Here is a 20,283-nt window from a genome sequence, read left to right as displayed (position 1 = left end):
ACGCCGCTGTGAATATCAAACAGGTTGGGATCTCAACCTGGGGATTAGGAGATGTCAGTCAGGCTCAGCCTGCAATCTTTGCCTGAGTCCCGAATCCCACGCGCTTTAGCCGTGGGAGTGGATCAATCAAATAATGCGGGTAGGCTGGGTGGACGCAAAAACAGTTGGGTGAAGTAGTAGCTGTTGCCCTGTCGCCAAACTCCCACGCCTGTCTCGCTATATCTGGCGTTAAGGATGTTTTCTCGATGTCCAGGGCTTTCCATCCAACCTTGGACCGCAATCGGGCCAGGATTAGGGATATTGACGCTTTTAAACAAGTTTTCACCCACAATCCAATACACAATGCCCGCTGCTTGCACTCGTTGGCCCACGTTACGACCATCGGGTCCAGTGTGGCTGAAAAAGTTTTTCTCTGCCATGAGACGGCTGTAATCGCGAGCCACCTGAGCCAGACGGTCATTATTTTGGAGTGGTCTTAATCCCTGCTCTTGCCGAATTTCGTTGATGCGCTGTTGCACCATTGTTTCCATCTCCGCGATCGCCGCCGAGGAAGCCGCAGGAGATGGAGCCGCAGACGGAGAAGCGGAGGAGGGATTAGGCAACTGGATCGGGAAGCTAGAGGGGACTGGCAGGTCAGGAAAAACCTGAGTGAGTGATTCACAGCCCATTAAGCTCAGCGCGATCGCCCCACCCAGTAACCAAACAGGGTTAAAGCACCTTAGACGAGAAAGGAATGGCTTAGCGACCACTGGCATAGGCGACCGTACTCATGAGGGCGTTCTCAGCTTGTCGAGAGTCTAGCCGCGTATGCTGCACCACAATTGGCACATCAGACTCAAACACGCTGGCGTAATCCGTATCTAGAGGAATTGGGGCTGGATCGGTAAGGTCGTTAAAGCGCATATGATGGGTGCGCTGAGCAGGAACTGTCACCCGGTAAGGCCCTACAGGTTTGCGATCGCTGAAATAAATCATGATTTCTACATGCGCATCCTGGTCGGTGGTGTTGAGGATGCAAGCAGTTTCATGGCTGGTAAATTGAGGCTCAGGCCCGTTGCCATAGGCTGGAATGTAGCCCTCAGCGATCACCCATTCTGTGTGTCCAAGCAGGTTACTCATTAGTTCTTCTAGAAATAGTTCTTTGAGAAACGGTTTACGGTCTCACTCCAAGCCATGCCCCTGCTCTAAAGTGACTCCCAGCTTGGGCAGGAGTGGGCACCATACGTCTACCTTCAAATTTGTCGAGGTTCTCGTTTCAGCTCACCTATCTCCAGAAGGAGATTGAACAGGAGATGAAGCTGGGTTCGTCGCTAGCAAATTCATAATTGCTGCCCTAGTGGGTAAGGCCGTTTGTGCCCCAAAGCCTGTCGTGGCGATCGCCGCTGCGGCATTAGCAAACCGCCCTGCCTCTGACCAAGGCCGATTTTCGGCTAGAGCCACCGCGATCGCCGCAGCAAAAGCATCTCCTGCTCCTGTGGCATCAATACTCTGCACAGGCACCTTGGGCAACCAACATTCTCCCTCTGGCCAAATCAACAAATTACCCGCATCCCCCGCTTGCACTGCCACTGCTCCTAGGCCTCGCTGAAGTAGAATGGCAGCTGCCTGACGAGCAGAATCTGGGTCTGTGACTTTCACCCCCGTGATCACCTCTGCTTCTGAGGAGTTGGGGCGAATCAGATCAATCAGTTGCAGAAGCTCATCAGAGAGAGGCACAGCCGGAGCAGGATCGAGGACTGTCCGAGCCCCTGCTTCACGAGCCAGCTGAAACGCTGCCTGCACTATGGCTAAAGGCGATTCCAGTTGAGCCAAAACCACTTTCGTCGAGGCGATCGCGGCTTGGGCGGCCTCAATATCTGCAATTCCTAGCTGATGGTTTGCACCGGGAGCAGTCAGAATCTGTTTTTCACCCCCCTGCCCCACCATAATCAGCGCCACTCCAGTGGCAGCGTGCGGATCTTGAATTAAATAACGAGTATCAACCCCTTGGGCTTGCAGATTTGCAATTAAGGTTTGGCCTCGCTCATCTTGACCAATGCGAGCGACAAAGGCAACACGAGCACCTAAACGAGCCACCGCAACTGCTTGGTTAGCACCTTTTCCGCCAGGTGCCGCTAGAAATGTTTCTCCTTGAATCGTTTCTCCGGGTTGTGGCAGTTTGGGGCCGCGAATCAAGTAATCACTATTGGCGCTACCCACTACCACAATGTCCCAAGCTGCTGTCTGTGTCATGGCTGCTCTATCCTGCTAAACCATTAACTCTGAAGCAGCGATCGCTATCCGTTTATTCCAGAAACTTAAAACTTAATACTTACGGTGGGCGACAGAAATTATTTCTTCAGCTCAAAATTTAAGCATGATTGCTTTGGAGGTGATGTTAGGGTGATTTCGCCTTGGCGAAGTCCACTCCCGTTGGCAGAGTACACAACCCATGAAGTCGTTGTCTACTTTTACAGTGGCAGATGGATTCCAATTATGTTTTGTCGTTTGGCAGAGGCGATCGCACTGCACCGTAGAGCTTTGCTCGCGGGCAAAGAGCTATTTGTCTTTCCCCCGGAGGTTAATCCTAGCGACTCCTCACAATCACTGCCTTAAATCGTTTAGATGGTTTAGGGACGCGATCGCTCTAGTTAGAAATTAGAAAGCACTTTTCTAATTGTCTCTCTCTAAATTTAATAAAAAATTATCTTTGCAGCTGCTATATGGTTATCTATCTAAGGGTAGGTTAGCCACTTAAGCGAGTTCGAAAAGTGCAACAGACCAACAAAAAACCACCGCTTGCTTAAAGACGGTGGTTTTTTTGTTGACTTTGCAAGTTTGCTTTTAGGGTTTGCAGAATTTGATATCAAGCTCCTGCGCAGACGGCTAAACCAAGGCTGGAGTCACGGCTTGCTTTTGTTGGGCTAGTTCTAGCAAGCGCTTGATTCGCTCCTCGGTAGGTGGGTGAGTGCGAAAAAGAGACTGTAACCCTTGAGCTGAGAGTGGATTGATAATAAGCAAGGGAGATAGAGCAGGATTGCCATTCATGGGAATGCGAAGACCCATCTCTTCCAGCTTCTCTAGGGCGCTGGCTAACGCAGCAGGGTTACCAGTGATCTCGGCTGAGCCTTGGTCTGCGGCAAATTCTCTAGTCCGAGAAATAGCGAACTGAATTAAACCTGCGGCCAAGGGAGCCAAGATAATCAAAAATAAAATGGCAAACGGGTTACCACCCCGACGAGTGTCACGAGTCACAGGGCCGTACAAAGCACCAAAGGTGAGGATGCGACCGAGAAAGGTAATCGCCCCCGCCAAAGTACCTGCTACCGCTTGAGTCAGCGTGTCTCGGTTACGGACATGAGTCAGCTCGTGGGCAATCACTCCTTCGAGTTCTTCGCGAGAGAGCAAGTTAACAATGCCTTGAGTCACCGCGATCGCCGAGTGCTCTGGGTCACGACCTGTGGCAAACGCATTGGGCGATTCGGTCGGCACTAGAAACAACTTTGGCATCGGAATGTCAGCGCGATCGCTCAACGAAGCCACCATGTCATAAAGTTCTGGAGCTTCCTCACGGGCTAAGGGCTGTGCTTGGTACGCAGCCAAGGCGGCCTTATCTGAGTAATACCAAGAGCTAAAACTGGTAAAGGCAGCAATCCCCAACCCTAAAAACAGCCCTTGCTCATTACCCACTAGATAATAAGCACCTAAAACAATCAGCCCACTCAGCAAACCCAAAAGAGATGCCGTCTTGATTTGATTCGCCCCAAACATAGGTTTTTACCAATCGCTTTAAAGAAATTACTGAAGTCTTGTTCTTAAAGTGACAAACTTTTATCTCTTCTAGTCTCTATCGGCTGAAAGAAAATCGACTCTTCCGACAGTACGGTACTGAGTTGGTCAACTCTTGAATCTGACCCTCAAGTTAATGCCCCAAACTTGTATTTGAACTACGTCACATTGCTTCCCCTGGTATTCCTGCCTACAATGAGACCAATTTCGAGCAACTGCACAGGCGGCTCTTATCTGGGAGGAACCATGTCAGAACGTCCGATCATCCTTGGCATTGTGGGAGATAGTGCCGCCGGAAAAACCACCTTGACCAAAGGAATTGCTCAGGTTCTAGGCCCAGAGAATGTCACGGTCATTTGTACCGATGACTACCACCGTTACGATCGCCGCCAGCGAGCTGAGATGGGCATTACGGCGCTACATCCTGACTGCAACCATCTCGACATCATGCAGCAGCACCTCGCTCTACTGCGCTCAGGCCAACCGATCCTGAAGCCGATTTATAGCCACAAAACAGGCACCTTCGAAGCTCCTGTCTACATCAAACCGAGCCGCTATGTTGTAGTGGAAGGGTTGCTGGGCTACTCAACCCGCGAAGCTCGTGATTGCTACGATGTCAAAGTTTATCTAGCGCCGCCAGAGCCTCTGCGGACACAGTGGAAGGTAAAGCGGGACACACTCAAGCGAGGCTATAGCAAAGACCAAGTCCTGGCTGAACTAGAAAAAAGAGAGCCAGACTCCGAGGAGTTTATCCGACCCCAACGGCAATGGGCTGACGTGGTGGTTAGCTTCTATCCGCCAGAGACGACTTCAGAGGAAACCAACTCACATCTAAACGTCCGTCTCGTCCTCAGACCCACCATTCCGCACCCAGAATTTAGCCAGATCTTGAACCAACGCAGTCCCGATCCTATGCCTGCCGTTAGCCTAGGACTCGATCGCGATATGGGCAAACCAGTGGATGTCTTAGAGGTAGCAGGACAAGCTACGCAGGAACAGGTCCACGATCTAGAAACAATTCTGTGTAACGAAATGCCGCAAATGGGGCATTTCTGCGATCGCGAAATCAACCCTGAGTTGGGCAAGATTGCAGGGACAACGGGAGAAATGTTACAAAGTAACCCCTTAGCGCTGACTCAGTTGTTAGTTGCCTACCACATGTTAGTAGCGGCTCAGGGGTATTAATCCGCCAACAACTCCATCAAGTTAGCTGGTGCTCAAAAGCTGCAACTCGATGGAGTTGAGTAAAGGCATCCAACACAATATCTTTTTGTTCTGGGGTCAAACCAGAGAGAGTATCAACCCACAGCTTGAGTAGTTCCTTGCGGCTAATACTATTGGGCACGATAGACATGCTAAAAGCTCCCGATCGCTTCTTGTCCTAGCATGCCCAAATTTACCAGATGTGGCTTGAGCCAGATTGCGTAAGTTACAAAATTCTTGTTACGTTTTCTCTCTTATGCCCGGATCTGATGCCCGAAGTGGAAGCAACTTAGCCTCACGAGCGTTTGTGCATTCGGGCCAAAATCGCTTTACCAGCTTCCCGTTTAACTCCAGCTACCAACTCTAACGGCCCCCTGACCAGGGAAGAGTTGAGCTTATCAAGACTGATGCCACGCGCTACCCATTGCTCCTCATTGGCATCCTCCGCTAAGGCCGAATAGACCACGCGCTTAATGCCCACAAACGAAATAGCTGACAAGCACATCAAGCAAGGTTCTAAGGTGACGTAGATGCTGAGATCTGCTTTCTCCTCTGCGCTCATCTGGCTCAAACGTCTAGCCGCTTGACGTAGCACCGTCATCTCACCATGAGCGGTCATGTCGCCTGTTTCTTCAAACGTGTTGTGTCCTAAAGCCAAGATTTCGCCACGCCATAAAATCAAGGCTCCGACGCCTGCCTTACCTTGGTCAATCGCTCGGTTGGCTTCTTCCAAGACCTTATCGATCATTTGCTCATCCAGATCCGTAGGAGTGTGCAGGTTGGCTGACTTCAGCTCCTCTGGCGGCATGGAATATTGGGTGGTCACTAACAGGCTCCTAAGTCGTTGTTAAAAAAGTAGAGATAAACAGGGGCGATTAAATCAGCGATCGCTCTCCTTTATACTCAACCCTAGTTCCAGTCGAAGGTCTTCGGTCTCCAGGCGGAAGTTCCTAGACAGAGCAGGCTCAGCCTTAAGGCCGATAGACAGACTGGAAAAGGATCAAGAGAGGTAGCGATTAACTAGCATTCAATCTACTTTCAACGCTCCACTGTCCTTTGTGTCAATTGAGCGGCCTGAATCGGGATAACTGAAAAGACGATGGTTGAGTGATGCGTACATTTCTATGACCTACTGCCTCAGGGTTGCTGATCTACCGACCAATGAACGCCCACGGGAGCGACTCTTGATGCAAGGGGCTAAAGGGTTAGCTACAGCTGAGTTACTCGCCATTTTGCTAGGGACAGGTCAGGGGCCAGGAAAACTATCAGCGATCGGCTTGGGCCAATATATTCTGCAAGAACTCAGCCAGCACCAACGCGACCCGCTGGAAGTGCTGCGCGATGTGAATGCGCTGGATTTAACCAAAATTTCTGGTATTGGGCCAGCCAAGGCAACCACGATTTTGGCGGCGATCGAGTTAGGGAAGCGAACATTTCAATCTAGACCTGGAGAGCGCACTGTGATCGATAGTCCTGAATCTGCCGCCGCTGCTCTGAGCCACGACTTAATGTGGCAGAACCAAGAACGCTTTGCCGTGATCCTCCTCGATGTGAAGCATCGCTTACTGGGGACACAAGTGATCACCATCGGCACTGCAACCGAAACTTTAGCTCACCCCAGAGATATTTTTCGCGAAGTGATTCGCCAAGGCGCAACTCGCGTGATTGTGGCTCATAACCATCCTTCGGGCAGCACCGAACCTAGCACGGAAGATATCGCCTTAACTCGCCAATTGCTGATGGGAGCACAGTTCTTAGCGATTCCCTTGCTAGACCACCTCATTATTGGCAATGGCGATCACCGCAGCTTGCGCCAGACCACCGCACTGTGGGATGAATACCCCCAAGGCGCTTAATTCTCACTTCGCTAATTGTTCCTGCTCCCTGCCTGTGGTAAATTAGGAGTTCACGGGCGATTAGCACAGTGGTAGCGCGCTTCCTTCACACGGAAGAGGTCACTGGTTCGAAACCAGTATCGCCCATTTTGAAAGGCTGATGTTGAAAAACAAGCACCTCGTGGCGGGCGTTGGGATACGTCTAGAATTCCTGATGTCACAGTTTTAGCGATCGCTCAATGGGAAGCAATGGCCGATCGAGAGGCTGTGATTAACTTGAGTGAACCCCCTCCGTTGTTGGTTGTGGAAGTGGTGAGTGAGTCTACCAAATCGGCAGATTATCGGGCTAAGTACAGCGAGTATAGTGTTTTAGAAATTCCTGAGTATTGGATTGTTGATCCGCTAGAGGCAAAAGTAACGACCTGCCAGTTGAATGAAGGTCGTTATGATGAGGCAATCTTTACGGATGAATCTATCATCCAATCTCCGACATTTCCTGCTTTGAAGCTAACGGTTGCTCAGGTTTTGGCGGCACAGTAATAGTTTAAGAAGAAGGCGCGATCGCTAATAACCTGTCTTTCACTAACTGAACTGTTTACATCATTAGAAACTGATTCCAAGCAAGTTTCCCCCTTCATCATCAGTGAGTCTTAGTCTCACAAAAGAATCAAAGTTGAATTCAGGCGAGAATTCTGCTGAAGGAACCATATCTGAGTTAAGAGTACAAATATATTTGAACCCAAGCCGTTCTGATTCTCTAGCAGCTAATTCAAGAGCTAAAGCTACTTGCCGTTCATCTACTCCATCAAAGATCGTACTGTCATGGATGAGAACATTTGGTGATGGATCACGTTGTGACCATAGCTGTGCAAGCATCAAATCATAGCAAAAAATTTTCATCTTTCCGATGCCTTCACTACGATCTCTTTCAATCTCAACATTAAATTGAAAGCCACTTGAACCTACATTAATTGCAAGAGTTCCTGGAGCATCGTAAAGGGCTTGTGAGTTTGCATTAAATAGTGTGATTGCTCGTTCAGCTTGAGCATGACGTTCTTCGAGATCTCGAAGTGCTCTCTGCTTCAATAACTCTCTTTCTATTCGTAATGAACTTTTTCCTTCTTCGACCTTTCGCAGTTCATCAATACGCTGATTGATATCATTTAGACTAGATCGAGTCTCTAAATATAACTCTTGGAGCCTTGTATACTCCTCCAATGCACCATGAGTTTGCAGTACTTCAAGTCTAGAGGCACGTTGGTTAGTTTTTTCCCTGATAATTTTATCAAAATCTGTAATAGTCCGTCTAAGACGCTTAACTTCGGCTGAAAGAAACTCACGTCGGTTTTCAACGATTTGATGATGAAAATTTTCTACTTCTTCCAAACGACGAATTACTAAACTAGGAAGCTCAACGCCAGCACTCTCATATAGCCGAGCTACGTCGCTTTGAGATGGTTCACTTTCCTGTTCAAGGCTTGATTGATAAAAAGTTAGTATTTGACGATTAAATATGTTTTCGTTAGTAATTTCATGAATCTCGGCAGTTAGAAGATCTGCTTCTTGCTGTAGATCAGCATATTGAGGATGTACGCGAAAGTTATTAAGTTCTTCACGCCTTCTCTGAAGCTGTTGTTCAACTCTAACTCTAGTGGCTTCTAACTCACCTAAAGAACCAAGAATCTTTGTTGCGACGCCAGTTTGATTAGTATTTTTCAATTTCTTAAGGCTATCAAGAAGCTTTTCTTGCTCTTTGATTCCTTGCCAATCACTTGCATCCTCCCAAGCAAGACCTAATAAAAAGGTATTAAAAACTTGCTTTTGCCACTCTGGTTGTTTTCTGAAGTATTCAAAAGGAGTAGAAAACGCATCTTTCTCAGGGCGAATGAAGTAGGAAATTAAGCTACGAAAATTAGGCGCAAATTGTCTCTCTTCATCTATTGGTAAGCCAAAGACCAATGCACCGAGAACTTTTTTCCAATCTTCTATTCTGAAAAACTTTTCATTTTTCTCAGTTCTTGGCTGAATGATCCAGGTACTAGTGTCTCCATGAATAGTCACAGTGGAAGGTTCATCAACACTTCGAGTAACAACCACTTCTTGATTTGCTAAAGTTAGGTTTAGACTGAAAGCCCACCCTCTCAGAGCTGACACTCTAAGTCCTGTACCTTTTCGCGGACTTGAACCCAAGCAAAAGTGGATGATTTCAATTAAAGTTGATTTTCCAAGTCCATTACGTGAATCTCTAGCACCAGAGGTCTCTGTACGATCAGCAAGAATTACGTTAAAGCCAGGTGTAAACTCAATAGCTTTAAATGAAGCTTTATTAGCAAAGACAGCGTTAATCATTGATGACGCTTGTGGAGCAACCCTTCTTCTAGCTCAATTGCTCCAATCATATATAAAAGGTCAAGGGCTAGAACAAATCGCTCAAATGTAGCGACCTCTGGAACCTTAGAGAGATCACTCCAGAGGGAAGTTACCGTCCGAGGATAGTTCAAGTGTTCTACAATTGTAGCACCAACTCCTAATAATGAGTTTCGAGTTGAGATGTGCTTAGTAGGTAAAATCATGGCTCAAAGACATCACAAGTTTCGAAAAAGTAGCACAAGACTGCTAAGCCTGCTAGTTGCCATCTAAAGTCAGAGTTGTTACAGCTTGAGAACTCATGCAAGCGCATGAATAAATCATCACCGCGAATACCCTCTTCTATAAGTCTAAAATACTCAGAATTTAGTGCTGATTTTAGTCGCTCTGGTACATCAGGAAAGTTAATCTTTGCATTATTTTCAATTAGATGCCTTACTTCGCTTGTTTTTGCGAGCCCTGTGTCCAACAACAACTTTATGCCAGAAGTTAAGCCATTTTTTGACATTTTTTCTTCCGGCTTGGTAGGTAGAGAAGTATTTTGATCTTCAATAGCGACTACTCGTTGTCTTAAAAAGGCAGTAATTACGAAATTTAGATCTTCAAAAGTGATATCTGCCATTCTAACAGCTAACTTTCTTTGTCTTTCTTGTTCATCACCTGAAGAGTCTAAATCAATTTGACAATCATCTCTTTGGATTTTTAGTTCGTTGATTTGAGCTTTTAATTTTGCAATAGTCTGTGGATCTTCTTCATAGATAAGCCTTTGCTCAATTTGCCCAAGCAATTTAATAATACTCAGCATTTGCTGTTCGAGGTCTTGCCGACGCTGCTGCCGCCAATTCACAGAGCAACCTACCTATCTCTTATAGAATTTCGATTTGCAGTGCTGCCAAGCTTTTTTAAGATTAATCCCAGTTCCTAGCCCTATTTCTCCCTCATAGGCGAGAATAAATGGAATGACTGGAATTGAAATTTTCAATGCATGCTTCGCATCAATTGTGGGAGAGTTAATTATTTCAGAAACAGCTTCATTGTTCGTCGGTAATGCAAGATTACGTTTTTGTAGTTCCTTCAATAGCTGCCGAGTCTCACTTAAAATCAACTGCACCTCTTCTTCAGAAGCTTGGTTAGTATCTACAGCTTCTAGAAAAGCTTTCATCTCTATCAACTCAGATTTATCTAGTTGCTGTGTGATAGGAAGAAGTAATTCCTGTTCTTGAGGACTAAAGTGCAGCATTAATGCTTGACTAAGAGAAGCTTGGCTGTCTAGAAGTAAGTCAATTTTATTATCAATTTCTTGTAATTGATAGACAATGGTTCGAGTTTGAGATGAGTGTTCTACTGTTAACTGAGCTTGTAATTCTACAAACTCTTCTTCATAATTGATTTTCTGTTGTTTCAAACTTTCAACGCGACGACGATATTTTCTCTTTCTACCAGGATCGTCCTCATCAATTAATTCTTCTTCATACTCGCTCAGCAGCTTTAAAACTTGCGTGATGTTATCCTCTAGCTGTTTCAATCTTGAGTTTAAGGCTGAAGGAAGCATAAACTATTTTTGAATAACAGAATAAGTGAATAATTTGTAGTTGCAAAATACTGAGTCGGTTATAACATACCAGTAACAATCTGAGTGTATTAGTTGAAGGTTTATGTGATCGGCTCGTCTGCTGCTTCTAACCCTGCTTCAGCGGCGATCGCTACGGGTGCATGTCACTTTGGAAGGTGCATAACTTGAGTGTTAGTGCAACGAGGTAGCTGAATTCTTGTAAATAGAGCATTTCAAGCTACGAGTACAAATACTCGCTCGCAAAGGTGACATACTCCCGATCGCTACTAACGCAATTAGATTGCTTAGCCTTAATCCAACTCATCCAATCGATGCTTCTCAATAATTTCTTGTTGTTGAGACTGTTGCAGCCATAACTCTAGCGCTTCCGCTACAACTGCACTGATTGACTCATCCCGAATTGTGGCGATCGTTTTCACCAGCTTATCCAAGTCAGAGTCTAGATATATTCTCAATTCTGGTCTTTTTTTGGGACTCACTCGCTTTGTAGAAGCGCAAACGTACAAACCAGATTTTCCCATTCTCTATTGCGTATATGCGGCTATGCGGATAGAATCAGCTCAATTATATTGAGGCTGTACCAATGGTCACACTCTCTGCTGATGAGGTCGCCTTGTTGCGATCGCTCCTCACCGCTCTGCGTGGCATTAAAGTTCGAGATATTAATAAAGCCCTGGTTATCCTGGCGAAAGCTGACAGAGGAGCCAAGCCATGATTGTGCTCACTGACGAACAAGCAACCACCGTACATCGCTTGCTCACCTGCATCCTGCTCAATGAAAATTACCGCATAGCCGACGTAGAAGACGCGCTAGTTTGGCTCTCTCCAGAAAACCGCCAGATCCTTTGTCCCTTCGATTCCCTCTGGTCTAAAAATCTCGCTCAAGACATTGTGCGGGAGCTAAGACAAAGTTGAGACTGACGAGAGTTCATTGTTAAGCTTCCTTAGTTCTGCCCTGCTCTAGATGTTTTCTAGGCTTAGACTTGGCGTAATAGAGATACGGCTTCTAGACAACCATTGACGTACTCACACATCTAGTGTTTGATGATGGGTATCGGAAGCAATACACGCTATATTTCGCATTCTGCTCTGCATCTACTGCCTAACTTGCTCGATTTAAAGCCCTGACTGGATCGTGACATGCCTTATGGTTTCCCAAATTGAAACCCCAGCCCTAAATTCCCTCAAAACGCAAGGTGTTGGAGAACGTCGAACTGCTGTAGAGGTCAGTCGTCGCTTCCCTCACGCGATCGAAGGATTGGTACAGGTTTTTACTTGTTCGCATCGCAGCTTCTTCACCAGTGTGATGGCGCAAGCACTCAGAATCGCAGGGCAAGGCACATCAGTCTTAGTAGTGCAGTTTCTCAAAGGCGGAATTGGGCAAGGCTACGATCATCCAGTACGGCTAGGGCAAAATCTGGATTGGATTCGCTGCGATTTGCCCCGTTGCATCGACACCCCTCATCTAGATGAGACAGAAATGCGATCGCTTCTAGATTTGTGGCACCACACACAAGCCGTGGTGATGCAAGGCAAGTATGATTTGGTCGTCTTAGATGAATTGAGTTTGGCGATTAACTTTGACTTGATTGCAGAAACAGAAGTGCTGGCTTTTTTACAGAAGCGGCCTAGCCATGTAGATGTGATTTTGACTGGGCCAGAAATGCCGCAAGCGATCTTAGACGTTGCCGATCAAATCACAGAGCTTCGTCGCAGCCATCAACCTTAGCCGAATCAGGCTCATGGTGATCAGCTAGACATCACGAATTAGCACGAAATATTGCCCTGGTGACAGTTATGGGTGTAATTTAACTCTGCTTTGGGAAACATGGGATTCGGAGTTTGGGGAAGCGGGATGATTAAGAACGATACATGGATTACAGCAATGGCGGCAAAAGGCATGATCGTGCCGTTTGAGCCACAGTTGGTTCGGGAAGTTTCCGGTGATGCCAACTTAGCAATTCGACCTGTCATTAGTTATGGCTTATCAAGCTACGGCTATGACATTCGCCTATCACCTGCCGAGTTTCGTATTTTCCGTCATATTCCCGGCACTGTGATAGATCCGAAGAACTTCAACCCAGAAAATTTAGAGCCGACTAAGCTGCACACAGACAGCAATGGTAGCTATTTCGTGCTTCCAGCCCACTCTTACGCCTTGGGAGTCGCGCTAGAGAGGCTGGAAGTTCCTACCAATGCCACAGTTATTTGCATCGGCAAGTCAACCTACGCCAGAGCAGGAATCATTGCCAACCTCACACCTGCTGAGGCGGGCTGGCGCGGGCACCTCACTCTAGAGTTTTCTAACTCTTCTAGCGCTGACTGCCGCATTTACGCCAATGAAGGCGTGGTGCAACTCCTATTTCTAGAAGGTGAGCCCTGCGCGGTTAGTTACGAAACTCGCCGGGGTAAATATCAAGACCAACCAGAAGCCGTGACACTGGCGCGAGTCTAAAACTCGGCTGACTTGGCAACATCGGCTAACTTGGCGCTAGGAAGACCACGATCGCCGGAAATTTAACCAAGCTTCCAAAAAGTTTTGCCACATTGAGTTGTGCTTAAAGCGGTGTAGCTGCCATTCTACGGCTGTTTGGCTTAGGATTTCAGCAAAGGTGGGGGAGGCAGTCGTTAAATCAGCGATCGCCTCAATCTTGAGCTGCTGCCGCATAGCTAGAGCCATCACAGCCATCAACTCACTAGCCTCTGGCCCTAAGATATGGGCTCCCAAAATCGAGCCATTGCGATGCACCACCACCTTACACAATCCGGTGATTTCTCCCCGAATCTGCGCCTTCGCTAAGGCTTTAAAGTCTTGCCGTAGAACCAATACCTGTTTACCATAGCGTTGTCTAGCTGCTTGCTCTGTCAAGCCCACTCGCGCCAAGGCTGGAGCAGTAGCCAACGTCAGAGGAATCCCTTGATAGTTGGCTCTGTAACGCGGAAAAAAGAGCGCATTTTTGAGGGCGATCGCCGCTTCATATTGCGCGACATGAGGCAACACATTACCTGCGATCGGGTTGCCACAGACATATACTCTAGAATTTGTGGTTTGTAATTTTTGGTTGCACCGAACTCCCTGCGCTGACCATTGCACTCCTGCCGCTTCTAAATTAAGAGACTCCACCTGCGGTTGTTGCCCCATTGCCAGCACAATTTCGTCGGCAGCGATCGCCTGGTTTCCCACCTGCACCCATTTTTGCTGCTCAATTTGCCGCACCTGAGTTACAGGCGTATCGGTTAAAATGCGAACTCCTGTGGCTTCCAACTGGGCTTGCAGTAAAAACGCCACTTCTGCATCTTCGTGGGGCAAAATGCGATCGCTCTCTACCACCAACGTCACCTGAGCATTCAGCCGCACCAAAGCTTGAGCCAGAGCAATCCCGGTTGGATCACCCCCTAAAATCACCACCGATTTCGGCAAGGTTTGGTTGGCGAACCACCCACCGACTTGAGCCACAGAGAGAAATCCAGTACTGCTCAACCCCGCAATCTCTGGCACAACTGGGCCACTCTCTAAAGCCAATAGATACGAACGGGCTCGAAGCAAGCGATCGCTGACACTAAAAGCAAACCGAGGCCGACGACAAAATTGTCCTGCACTGAAAATCACTTCAACTCCCAGCGCTGACAGCACAGTGGGAGATGTTTGTTCTTCCCAGTTAGCCGCAACTCGCTGTATCCACTGCCCCATAATCGGCCAGTGCCCAGCCAGGGTTAAAGCTCCTGCATCAGTTGCCTGCCCTGACAAAAAGAATTGGCTTTGGTAAACCTGTTGCGACATCTGACCCAAATGAGCCAGGGCATAATGGGTAATCTCTGATGGCTCTGAATCTGCCTCCCCCCACGTTTCTGGCACAACCCAAGCCACACGCGCTTTCAACTCGGCAGCCATCCTCGCTGCATAGCCGCCCGCAGGGGTGCCACCAATTACTACCAAGTCGTATTCAACTGACATGCTTTTAGTCGTTCACCAGGTTATTTGAATCGGTTATTAGGTTGGCTAAGCCCTCCAGCAACCTCTTAAAGAATCTCAGCCAACCCTGCGATTAATCGCTGATTTTCTGCCTCGGAGCGTACGGCAACCCGAAAATAGCGATCGCCCAATTCCGGGAAGCTGAGACAATCCCGAATCAAAATTTGATGACGCAGCAGCAGCCGCTTTTGTAGCTCCACACTAGACTGCTCCGACTTGACTAATAAAAAGTTGGCAGCACCCAAGTAAGGTTGCAGCCCTGGCAACTGAGCCAAACCTTGATACAGTTGCGATCGCGCCGTTGGCAACCAGGCCCAAGTTTGCGCTTGAAATGCGACATCCTGCATCACTGCGACTGCGGCTCCTGCTGCTAGCACATTCACAGGCCAGGGGTCACGACATTGTTGCCAGCGCTGCAAACGGTCGGGATGGGCGATCGCATATCCCAAACGTAAACCAGGCAAACTGTAGAACTTAGTCAGCGATCGTAAGATTACTAAGTTTGGGTAGTCCTGCACTACATCGCTCAAGCTTTGCTGCTGCTCTGGCGGCAAGAAATCCATAAAGGCTTCATCCACTACCACCAAAGCAAACTGCTCTAAGTAAGGCAGAATACTCTCTCTAGAAAATAGCTGTCCGGTCGGATTATGAGGATTGTTCAGCAACAAGCCACTGTTTTGAGGTGAAATTTTGGATGTTAGGGTTTCAAGCACCAAGCCAACATCCAAAATCGGCCAACCAAAATTGTCGAAAGGGCACTCAAGCACAGAACTGTCAAATGCTTTTAGTGCCCGCGAATAGTCGCTAAACGCGGGGGTAACTAAGCCAGTCACCTCCAGCTTGGATAAATCCCAACAAGCCCAGGTCAACAATTCAGCCGAGCCATTCCCTGGCAAAAGCCAATCCATAGGTAAGCTATGAGCCTGGCTAAGAACAGATCGGAGTTGACCGTAGTCTGGATCAGGATAGGCTGTCAGCTCGGATAAGTGAGTCTGAATCGCCGCGATCGCAGACGTAGGTGGGCCTAAAGGATTAATACTGGCAGAAAAATCAAGAATAGCCGCAGGGGGACAGCCTGCCAGCGCCGCTGCCCAAGCTAAATTCCCCCCGTGAATTGGACGGCTCAAAGAGCAGCCTCGCTAATGAAAAGTAGCTATTTTTCCGGGGGCGAGACCTTCTCCTTAAATAACTTACCTGCTGAGAAAGCAGGGACTTTGGTGGCAGGGATTTCCATTTTGTCACCCGTCTTGGGATTGCGTCCCTCACGAGCTTTGCGCTCCCGTGACTCAAAAGAGCCAAAGCCGACCAGCGTGACTTTGTCGCCATTGGAAACTGCGTCAACAATAGTTTCCAGGGCCGCCGTCAAGACTGCATCTGCTTGCTTTTTGGTCACACTCGCCTTATCGGCGATCGCGTCAACTAATTCACCTTTATTCATGCGTATGAATCTCCTTTTTTAAGAAGGTAGATATTGCTGTTTGAATCTCCAGTCGAGATTGTGGAGTGAACCTTCGAGGGGAACTCAGCCCAAAATGGCTGGAAGTCCCACAGACTCGAATTTTCAATGCCTTATTCTAAGGTGTACTCGCGCCATATGGATCGTCGAAACCTTTAAGATATATAGATTTCAGGATTTTTTAGGCAATTTAACCCAAATTTGAAAACTTTTTTCGCAAAAAAATCCCCTATCCAGGGATGAATAGGGGGATTGATCGCTAAAAATAGTTCGTCAGCATCGCAGGATCTAGACTTCCTGAATACAAAGGCTATTTGCTCCTGAACTAGTTTTTGTCAGGATTGCTGGTGGTGCCTCGCTCTAGAATCTGACGCACATCAGGGCTTGGTGTGTAGTTATAACCAACAGTAGAGCGATCGGAGTCATCCAAGATCTGCGGTGTCAGCAGCACGATCACTTCAGCTCTAGTATTGGATCTTGTAGTACTTCTAAACAAAGCACCAATAAGGGGCAAATCACCTAAGATAGGAATTTTTTGAGCGTTGGCTCTGTCCTGGTCCTGAATAATACCCGACAGAATCAAAGTCTGTCCATCTCGCATTCGAATGGTTCCAGAGGTGAGCGATCGCTCCGATAGCAAAGCAATATCCTGCCCTCCTGATCCAGGCAGTGTAACACGTTGTATGCCTGATAAGGCAATCACCTGAGGAGCAACTGACAGCGTCACAAAGCCGTTATCATCAATTCGTTCAACATTAACCGTCAGGATGAGACCTGTATCTTCTTTGGTAATTTCTGTAGTTACCACAGGAGGAGTGCTAGTGGAAATGGTGGTTTCAACATCTCCAATAACTTGCTGGGTGAGGTTAACAGTTGCTTGTTGCCCCTCTTGCACTACCAACGTTGGATCAGTCAAAATCTTGGCATTATTATTAGCAATAGATGCCTGCAGCTGAAGCAAAAACTGCCTAGCGAAGTTGAAGGCAAGTGGTCCACCAAAGCTAGTGGGCCCAGCCCCTACAGTTGCATTAGTTAGGCTACCTGCTGTGACTGGGCTTGTACTACCAAAGTTCACAACCCCAATTCCACCTGCATTGATTGCTCGGCTTTGGTCAATCCCAAACGAGAAACTTGAGCCAAACCTTTCTTCTTTAAGCAAGTTTACGTCAATGATTTTGACGTTTACGGCTACTTGGCGACGCCGTAGGTCGAGTTGCACTAACTGGGCCGATGCCACCTCAATCAGATTTCTAGGACCTACCAGGGTTATAGAGTTAAGGCGAGTATCTACTAAGACTTGCAAACCTCTGAGCAAAGGAGTTGAGTCTTCGGTATCAATCCGCAACGTGTTTACGACCGTCTGATTCGTGGTGCTAGTTTGCGTAATCGGTGGCGCACCCTCAGCCCCTTGAACAGGGATCGCATTAACCGTCGTTACGGGTTGAGTAACTGTAACTGCACTTTCTGCACCCATACTGACTAAAAAGCCAGACGCTTGCTCCGCGCTGACTTGATTCATCCGGAACGTGCGAACAACCACATCTCTAGCTGTATTGGGCAACCGGGGAGCCACGAAAATGGTTTGTCCGACTCGGTTCGCTTCTAAGTTGCTCAGGCGCAGCACGTAGTTAAATACATTCTGCACAGGCTCATTCTCAATATCTAGCGAGATAGTTGGCCCACCTGCTCCTGCTGCTCCTGGCTGAGCTGGGGCTTGCTGACCCTGCTGTTGCCCACCCCCTTCAGCACTGAAAGCCAAATTGAGTCCTGCGGCACGAGCTAATAGAGATAGGACTTCCCGAACTGGCGCATCTCTTAACACGAGTCGAGGAACCCGCTCAGCACTGCCTAAATCAATTGCTGATGCCGCCGCATCTACATTGGAAACTACAATATCTCCTACTGGAGGAGCGACTGCTCTAGGCAAGAAAGGCGGAGCTACGTTCGGGCTCTGCGGCTGTACAGGTACCCCATCCACTGTAATTCTGGGATTAGGAACTAGAACATCCTCGGCAGGAGCTGGGGGAACTGGAGCTGGGGCTGCTTGGGTGGCTGTACCAGGCTGGGCCGTAGGGGCAGGAGTTGCTTGAGCTGTTTCACTTCCCGCCGGACGGGTAAGGCTGAAAAGCAAACCACCGCGATCGCGCTGTGCTACCTGGCCTGCGGGAGCCGCTCCTTGGCCTGCCACAATCACTCGCACACTGTTGGTATCTAGTGGCAGTACTACGACAGAGCTAATGCCAGGAGCAGGATTGTCTTGGCGAAAACTTTCACTTTGTGGCAAGCGCAGTTGGGTATTAATAACATCGGCCACCCAACTATTGCCGCGACTGACGGTAAAAACCTGAGGACGGGCTCCATTGCGCGTCTCCAGTACAACCTCTACCCCACCACTGGTGGGATTCACCTTTACACCAGTCACTTGCGTTGCTGGAGCAGCCCATACAGGCTGAGCAGCCATTACCATGACGGCTCCACCAATGTATAGACTGCTCAATCCGAGATGATGTTTCACAGTTCCCTCCTCTCAAAAAATGGAAATCTCAACCTATTTCGGCTCCACACTCAAAAGCCATTCACGTTACTTCGCAGGTGATGGTGTCGCTGCTGCTGCTTCCTGCGGACTCAGTGGCAGTAGTGCCTGCAACTTAAAGGATGTTTTTAAGGTAGTTTCAGGGCGTCCAACCGGAATCAAGCGGCCTCGGCGATCTACAGTAATTTTCTGCGTTGACTGATCTAGTTGAGAGTTGAAACTCTTGACTAGTAGGAGCGGTTGTAAACGCTCCACACTCCGCATAATTGACTGAGTTTGTTCGTAGCTGCCTTCCAAGTTGACGGTGATCTCTTTCCGCTTCAGTTTGCCATTCACCGCTGCTCCCAAAGAACCGTCACTGATCACAGTGGCTGGCTCTTGAGAAGGAGTGAAGCTACTTAACTTTGCCTGTCTAGCATTAACTAAGCGATTGAGATCAAGCAGCAACGTATCTAATGTCCTTTCATCCGCGAACAAAGCATAAACCTCTGTGCGGCGTTGTTGTGTTTGTTCTAGGTTCTTGTTAGCTGCATCAATTTTTTTCTGGATATTTCCTCGTTGCTGAATTTGAGTCTCTTTTTGCTCCACTTCAGCTTGGAGGCTCTGGTTCTGCTCCCAAGCTGGCTGCACTTGGTTAAGCAGTAGATAGGCAGCGGCTCCAATGCCTAAGACAGCCACCAGAGCCCCACTGACTGTAGGAGTTAAGGCGACCCCAAAGATTGTAGGATAGGCAGGCTCGGAGCCAAAGTCTCTGCCATCGGAAGGGACAAAATCTCCACTGATAGTCATGGTTGAATGACTCCTTTCTGTTGAAGCGTTCTGATGCGAGTAACCAGCCCTACGGCCCCTTTGCGATCTAGCTCTCTCAGCAAATCAGAGGCAGGAACATCGCTCAAGCTCGTTTGAATTTTATAAGACACCACTTGTGGCAACTTCACTTGGACATCAGGAGTAGTGGTTTGAGGTGTGGGGTCTTGGCGAACCTCAATTTGAGTCGGGTTATCTCTTAAGTCAGCACCTACCAACTGCGTTTCAGTAGATTTCAGGAAAGGCGACTTCTGTAAAGTGAGTAAGAAGTCATTGACATCGTTAAAAGAACGGGCAACGCCTGAGATTTCTACCTTGGGCGCAGGGCTGGGATTCTGAGGGGTAGCAGCAGGAGCATCAGTTTCTTGAATGGTGCTTACCTGTACCCCCACCGGAACGCGATCGCGAATATCCTGCAACATAGCAGACCAAGGCTTGATTTGATTAAAAACTGTTGCCAACGCATCGGTTTCAGCCTTAATTTGGCTTGCCTGGGTATTAATGGCAGCTACCTTCTCATCCGCTTTTTGCAATTCACCTAGTTGCGCATTCAAGGTATCAATCCGCGTCACTAGCTCTGCATTTCTGTTTTGTAGCACTAGCCACAGAACCACCATGGCAACAGGAAGAAAAACACCCGCTGCGACCCCTAGAAATAAGGGTGCCATGCTACCAGGCGTGGCTTTAGGACGAGCAGGCCCACCCTTTACATCCGGTCGATATTCCGGTCGGTCATTGAGAAAATTAACGTCGAGACTATACATTGGT

The 20,283-nt window shown here is 48.0% G+C and carries 24 protein-coding genes and 1 tRNA gene; 8 read left to right on the top strand and 17 right to left on the bottom strand.

Annotated elements, in window-relative coordinates:
• Positions 1-122 precede the first annotated feature (122 nt).
• The 3 genes from KME12_22765 to rbsK form a co-directional block, all read right to left on the bottom strand.
• The gene (locus KME12_22765) at positions 123-755 is read right to left on the bottom strand and encodes a CAP domain-containing protein (GenBank protein ID MBW4490610.1); all 633 of its coding nucleotides are present in this window, start codon (positions 753-755) and stop codon (positions 123-125) included.
• Positions 739-1,119 (bottom strand): sensory rhodopsin transducer, encoded by a 381-nt coding sequence (locus KME12_22760; protein MBW4490609.1) that lies wholly within the window; start codon positions 1,117-1,119, stop codon positions 739-741. The genes KME12_22765 and KME12_22760 overlap by 17 nt, the downstream gene beginning before the upstream one ends.
• Before the next feature lie 141 nt (positions 1,120-1,260).
• Positions 1,261-2,232, bottom strand: coding sequence for a ribokinase (gene rbsK, locus KME12_22755; protein ID MBW4490608.1), 972 nt, complete (start codon positions 2,230-2,232; stop codon positions 1,261-1,263).
• A 150-nt stretch (positions 2,233-2,382) separates the two neighbouring features.
• Here rbsK and KME12_22750 point away from each other — a divergent pair, with 150 nt between their 5' ends.
• Positions 2,383-2,595 (top strand): hypothetical protein, encoded by a 213-nt coding sequence (locus KME12_22750; protein ID MBW4490607.1) that lies wholly within the window; start codon positions 2,383-2,385, stop codon positions 2,593-2,595.
• 270 nt (positions 2,596-2,865) lie between these two features.
• Here the strand turns inward: KME12_22750 and KME12_22745 are convergent, their stop codons facing one another.
• On the bottom strand, positions 2,866-3,750 hold the full coding sequence (locus KME12_22745; protein MBW4490606.1) for a M48 family metalloprotease: 885 nt from the start codon (positions 3,748-3,750) through the stop codon (positions 2,866-2,868).
• Between the two features lie 264 nt (positions 3,751-4,014).
• Between KME12_22745 and KME12_22740 the strand changes: the two genes are divergently transcribed.
• Positions 4,015-4,953: a phosphoribulokinase gene (locus KME12_22740; GenBank protein MBW4490605.1), complete on the top strand. Its 939-nt coding sequence runs from the start codon at positions 4,015-4,017 to the stop codon at positions 4,951-4,953.
• Between the two features lie 16 nt (positions 4,954-4,969).
• Here the strand turns inward: KME12_22740 and KME12_22735 are convergent, their stop codons facing one another.
• Positions 4,970-5,122 carry a hypothetical protein gene (locus KME12_22735; protein ID MBW4490604.1) on the bottom strand — a complete coding sequence of 51 codons (153 nt, stop codon included), beginning with the start codon at positions 5,120-5,122 and terminating at the stop codon, positions 4,970-4,972.
• Between the two features lie 144 nt (positions 5,123-5,266).
• A complete protein-coding gene (locus KME12_22730; protein MBW4490603.1) occupies positions 5,267-5,797 on the bottom strand; it encodes a nucleoside deaminase in 531 nt (176 codons plus the stop codon).
• A 298-nt stretch (positions 5,798-6,095) separates the two neighbouring features.
• Here KME12_22730 and radC point away from each other — a divergent pair, with 298 nt between their 5' ends.
• The 3 genes from radC to KME12_22715 all read left to right on the top strand — a co-directional run bounded on the left by radC (position 6,096) and on the right by KME12_22715 (position 7,346).
• Positions 6,096-6,827 (top strand): DNA repair protein RadC, encoded by a 732-nt coding sequence (gene radC, locus KME12_22725; protein MBW4490602.1) that lies wholly within the window; start codon positions 6,096-6,098, stop codon positions 6,825-6,827.
• Positions 6,828-6,881: 54 nt separating this feature from the next.
• Positions 6,882-6,953 (top strand) — tRNA-Val (locus tag KME12_22720).
• 60 nt (positions 6,954-7,013) lie between these two features.
• Entirely contained in the window at positions 7,014-7,346 is a 333-nt protein-coding gene (locus KME12_22715) for a Uma2 family endonuclease (protein MBW4490601.1), read from the top strand.
• A 63-nt stretch (positions 7,347-7,409) separates the two neighbouring features.
• On the opposite strand, the gene KME12_22710 is transcribed toward KME12_22715, so the two are convergent.
• From KME12_22710 to KME12_22690, 5 genes are all read right to left on the bottom strand, one after another.
• Positions 7,410-9,155: a DUF2326 domain-containing protein gene (locus KME12_22710; protein MBW4490600.1), complete on the bottom strand. Its 1,746-nt coding sequence runs from the start codon at positions 9,153-9,155 to the stop codon at positions 7,410-7,412.
• Positions 9,152-9,379: a hypothetical protein gene (locus KME12_22705; GenBank protein ID MBW4490599.1), complete on the bottom strand. Its 228-nt coding sequence runs from the start codon at positions 9,377-9,379 to the stop codon at positions 9,152-9,154. The genes KME12_22710 and KME12_22705 overlap by 4 nt, the downstream gene beginning before the upstream one ends.
• Positions 9,376-10,020 (bottom strand): hypothetical protein, encoded by a 645-nt coding sequence (locus KME12_22700; protein MBW4490598.1) that lies wholly within the window; start codon positions 10,018-10,020, stop codon positions 9,376-9,378. The genes KME12_22705 and KME12_22700 overlap by 4 nt, the downstream gene beginning before the upstream one ends.
• Before the next feature lie 12 nt (positions 10,021-10,032).
• Positions 10,033-10,725 carry a hypothetical protein gene (locus tag KME12_22695; protein MBW4490597.1) on the bottom strand — a complete coding sequence of 231 codons (693 nt, stop codon included), beginning with the start codon at positions 10,723-10,725 and terminating at the stop codon, positions 10,033-10,035.
• A gap of 311 nt (positions 10,726-11,036) precedes the next feature.
• Positions 11,037-11,177: a hypothetical protein gene (locus KME12_22690; GenBank protein ID MBW4490596.1), complete on the bottom strand. Its 141-nt coding sequence runs from the start codon at positions 11,175-11,177 to the stop codon at positions 11,037-11,039.
• 280 nt (positions 11,178-11,457) lie between these two features.
• On the opposite strand from KME12_22690, the gene KME12_22685 reads away from it, so the two are divergent.
• From KME12_22685 to KME12_22675, 3 genes are all read left to right on the top strand, one after another.
• On the top strand, positions 11,458-11,661 hold the full coding sequence (locus KME12_22685) for a hypothetical protein (protein ID MBW4490595.1): 204 nt from the start codon (positions 11,458-11,460) through the stop codon (positions 11,659-11,661).
• A 232-nt stretch (positions 11,662-11,893) separates the two neighbouring features.
• The gene (locus KME12_22680; protein MBW4490594.1) at positions 11,894-12,475 is read left to right on the top strand and encodes a P-loop NTPase family protein; all 582 of its coding nucleotides are present in this window, start codon (positions 11,894-11,896) and stop codon (positions 12,473-12,475) included.
• 126 nt (positions 12,476-12,601) lie between these two features.
• Entirely contained in the window at positions 12,602-13,201 is a 600-nt protein-coding gene (locus KME12_22675; protein ID MBW4490593.1) for a dCTP deaminase, read from the top strand.
• 36 nt (positions 13,202-13,237) lie between these two features.
• On the opposite strand, the gene KME12_22670 is transcribed toward KME12_22675, so the two are convergent.
• The 6 genes from KME12_22670 to KME12_22645 form a co-directional block, all read right to left on the bottom strand.
• Positions 13,238-14,701, bottom strand: coding sequence for an NAD(P)/FAD-dependent oxidoreductase (locus KME12_22670; protein ID MBW4490592.1), 1,464 nt, complete (start codon positions 14,699-14,701; stop codon positions 13,238-13,240).
• Between the two features lie 65 nt (positions 14,702-14,766).
• Complete coding sequence (cobD, locus tag KME12_22665; GenBank protein MBW4490591.1) at positions 14,767-15,846, bottom strand: threonine-phosphate decarboxylase CobD; 1,080 nt, start codon at positions 15,844-15,846, stop codon at positions 14,767-14,769.
• 26 nt (positions 15,847-15,872) lie between these two features.
• Positions 15,873-16,157, bottom strand: coding sequence for an HU family DNA-binding protein (locus tag KME12_22660; protein MBW4490590.1), 285 nt, complete (start codon positions 16,155-16,157; stop codon positions 15,873-15,875).
• A gap of 343 nt (positions 16,158-16,500) precedes the next feature.
• Entirely contained in the window at positions 16,501-18,642 is a 2,142-nt protein-coding gene (locus KME12_22655; GenBank protein MBW4490589.1) for an AMIN domain-containing protein, read from the bottom strand.
• A gap of 114 nt (positions 18,643-18,756) precedes the next feature.
• On the bottom strand, positions 18,757-19,497 hold the full coding sequence (locus KME12_22650) for a pilus assembly protein (protein MBW4490588.1): 741 nt from the start codon (positions 19,495-19,497) through the stop codon (positions 18,757-18,759).
• Entirely contained in the window at positions 19,494-20,279 is a 786-nt protein-coding gene (locus KME12_22645) for a PilN domain-containing protein (protein MBW4490587.1), read from the bottom strand. Before KME12_22645 ends, KME12_22650 begins: the two co-directional genes overlap by 4 nt.
• Positions 20,280-20,283: the final 4 nt, after the last annotated feature.

Origin of the sequence: Trichocoleus desertorum ATA4-8-CV12, assembly GCA_019358975.1 — a bacterium.
In the GTDB taxonomy this organism is placed as follows: domain Bacteria; phylum Cyanobacteriota; class Cyanobacteriia; order FACHB-46; family FACHB-46; genus Trichocoleus; species Trichocoleus desertorum_A.
The sequence above is the reverse complement of the archived record's forward strand: the minus strand, read 5'-3'. Positions and strand labels throughout refer to the sequence as shown.

Bases quoted from the DNA above. Each gene is read 5' to 3' on its own strand.
- KME12_22645 (MBW4490587.1), bottom strand. From the start codon at position 20,279: ATGTATAGTCTCGACGTTAATTTTCTCAATGACCGACCGGAATATCGA.
- KME12_22735 (MBW4490604.1), bottom strand. From the start codon at position 5,122: ATGTCTATCGTGCCCAATAGTATTAGCCGCAAGGAACTACTCAAGCTG.
- KME12_22760 (MBW4490609.1), bottom strand. From the start codon at position 1,119: ATGAGTAACCTGCTTGGACACACAGAATGGGTGATCGCTGAGGGCTAC.
- KME12_22685 (MBW4490595.1), top strand. From the start codon at position 11,458: ATGATTGTGCTCACTGACGAACAAGCAACCACCGTACATCGCTTGCTC.
- rbsK (MBW4490608.1), bottom strand. From the start codon at position 2,232: ATGACACAGACAGCAGCTTGGGACATTGTGGTAGTGGGTAGCGCCAAT.
- KME12_22650 (MBW4490588.1), bottom strand. From the start codon at position 19,497: ATGACTATCAGTGGAGATTTTGTCCCTTCCGATGGCAGAGACTTTGGC.
- KME12_22710 (MBW4490600.1), bottom strand. From the start codon at position 9,155: ATGATTAACGCTGTCTTTGCTAATAAAGCTTCATTTAAAGCTATTGAG.
- KME12_22765 (MBW4490610.1), bottom strand. From the start codon at position 755: ATGCCAGTGGTCGCTAAGCCATTCCTTTCTCGTCTAAGGTGCTTTAAC.
- KME12_22695 (MBW4490597.1), bottom strand. From the start codon at position 10,725: ATGCTTCCTTCAGCCTTAAACTCAAGATTGAAACAGCTAGAGGATAAC.
- KME12_22705 (MBW4490599.1), bottom strand. From the start codon at position 9,379: ATGATTTTACCTACTAAGCACATCTCAACTCGAAACTCATTATTAGGA.
- KME12_22655 (MBW4490589.1), bottom strand. From the start codon at position 18,642: ATGGTAATGGCTGCTCAGCCTGTATGGGCTGCTCCAGCAACGCAAGTG.
- KME12_22745 (MBW4490606.1), bottom strand. From the start codon at position 3,750: ATGTTTGGGGCGAATCAAATCAAGACGGCATCTCTTTTGGGTTTGCTG.
- KME12_22680 (MBW4490594.1), top strand. From the start codon at position 11,894: ATGGTTTCCCAAATTGAAACCCCAGCCCTAAATTCCCTCAAAACGCAA.
- KME12_22675 (MBW4490593.1), top strand. From the start codon at position 12,602: ATGATTAAGAACGATACATGGATTACAGCAATGGCGGCAAAAGGCATG.
- radC (MBW4490602.1), top strand. From the start codon at position 6,096: ATGACCTACTGCCTCAGGGTTGCTGATCTACCGACCAATGAACGCCCA.
- KME12_22660 (MBW4490590.1), bottom strand. From the start codon at position 16,157: ATGAATAAAGGTGAATTAGTTGACGCGATCGCCGATAAGGCGAGTGTG.
- KME12_22740 (MBW4490605.1), top strand. From the start codon at position 4,015: ATGTCAGAACGTCCGATCATCCTTGGCATTGTGGGAGATAGTGCCGCC.
- KME12_22670 (MBW4490592.1), bottom strand. From the start codon at position 14,701: ATGTCAGTTGAATACGACTTGGTAGTAATTGGTGGCACCCCTGCGGGC.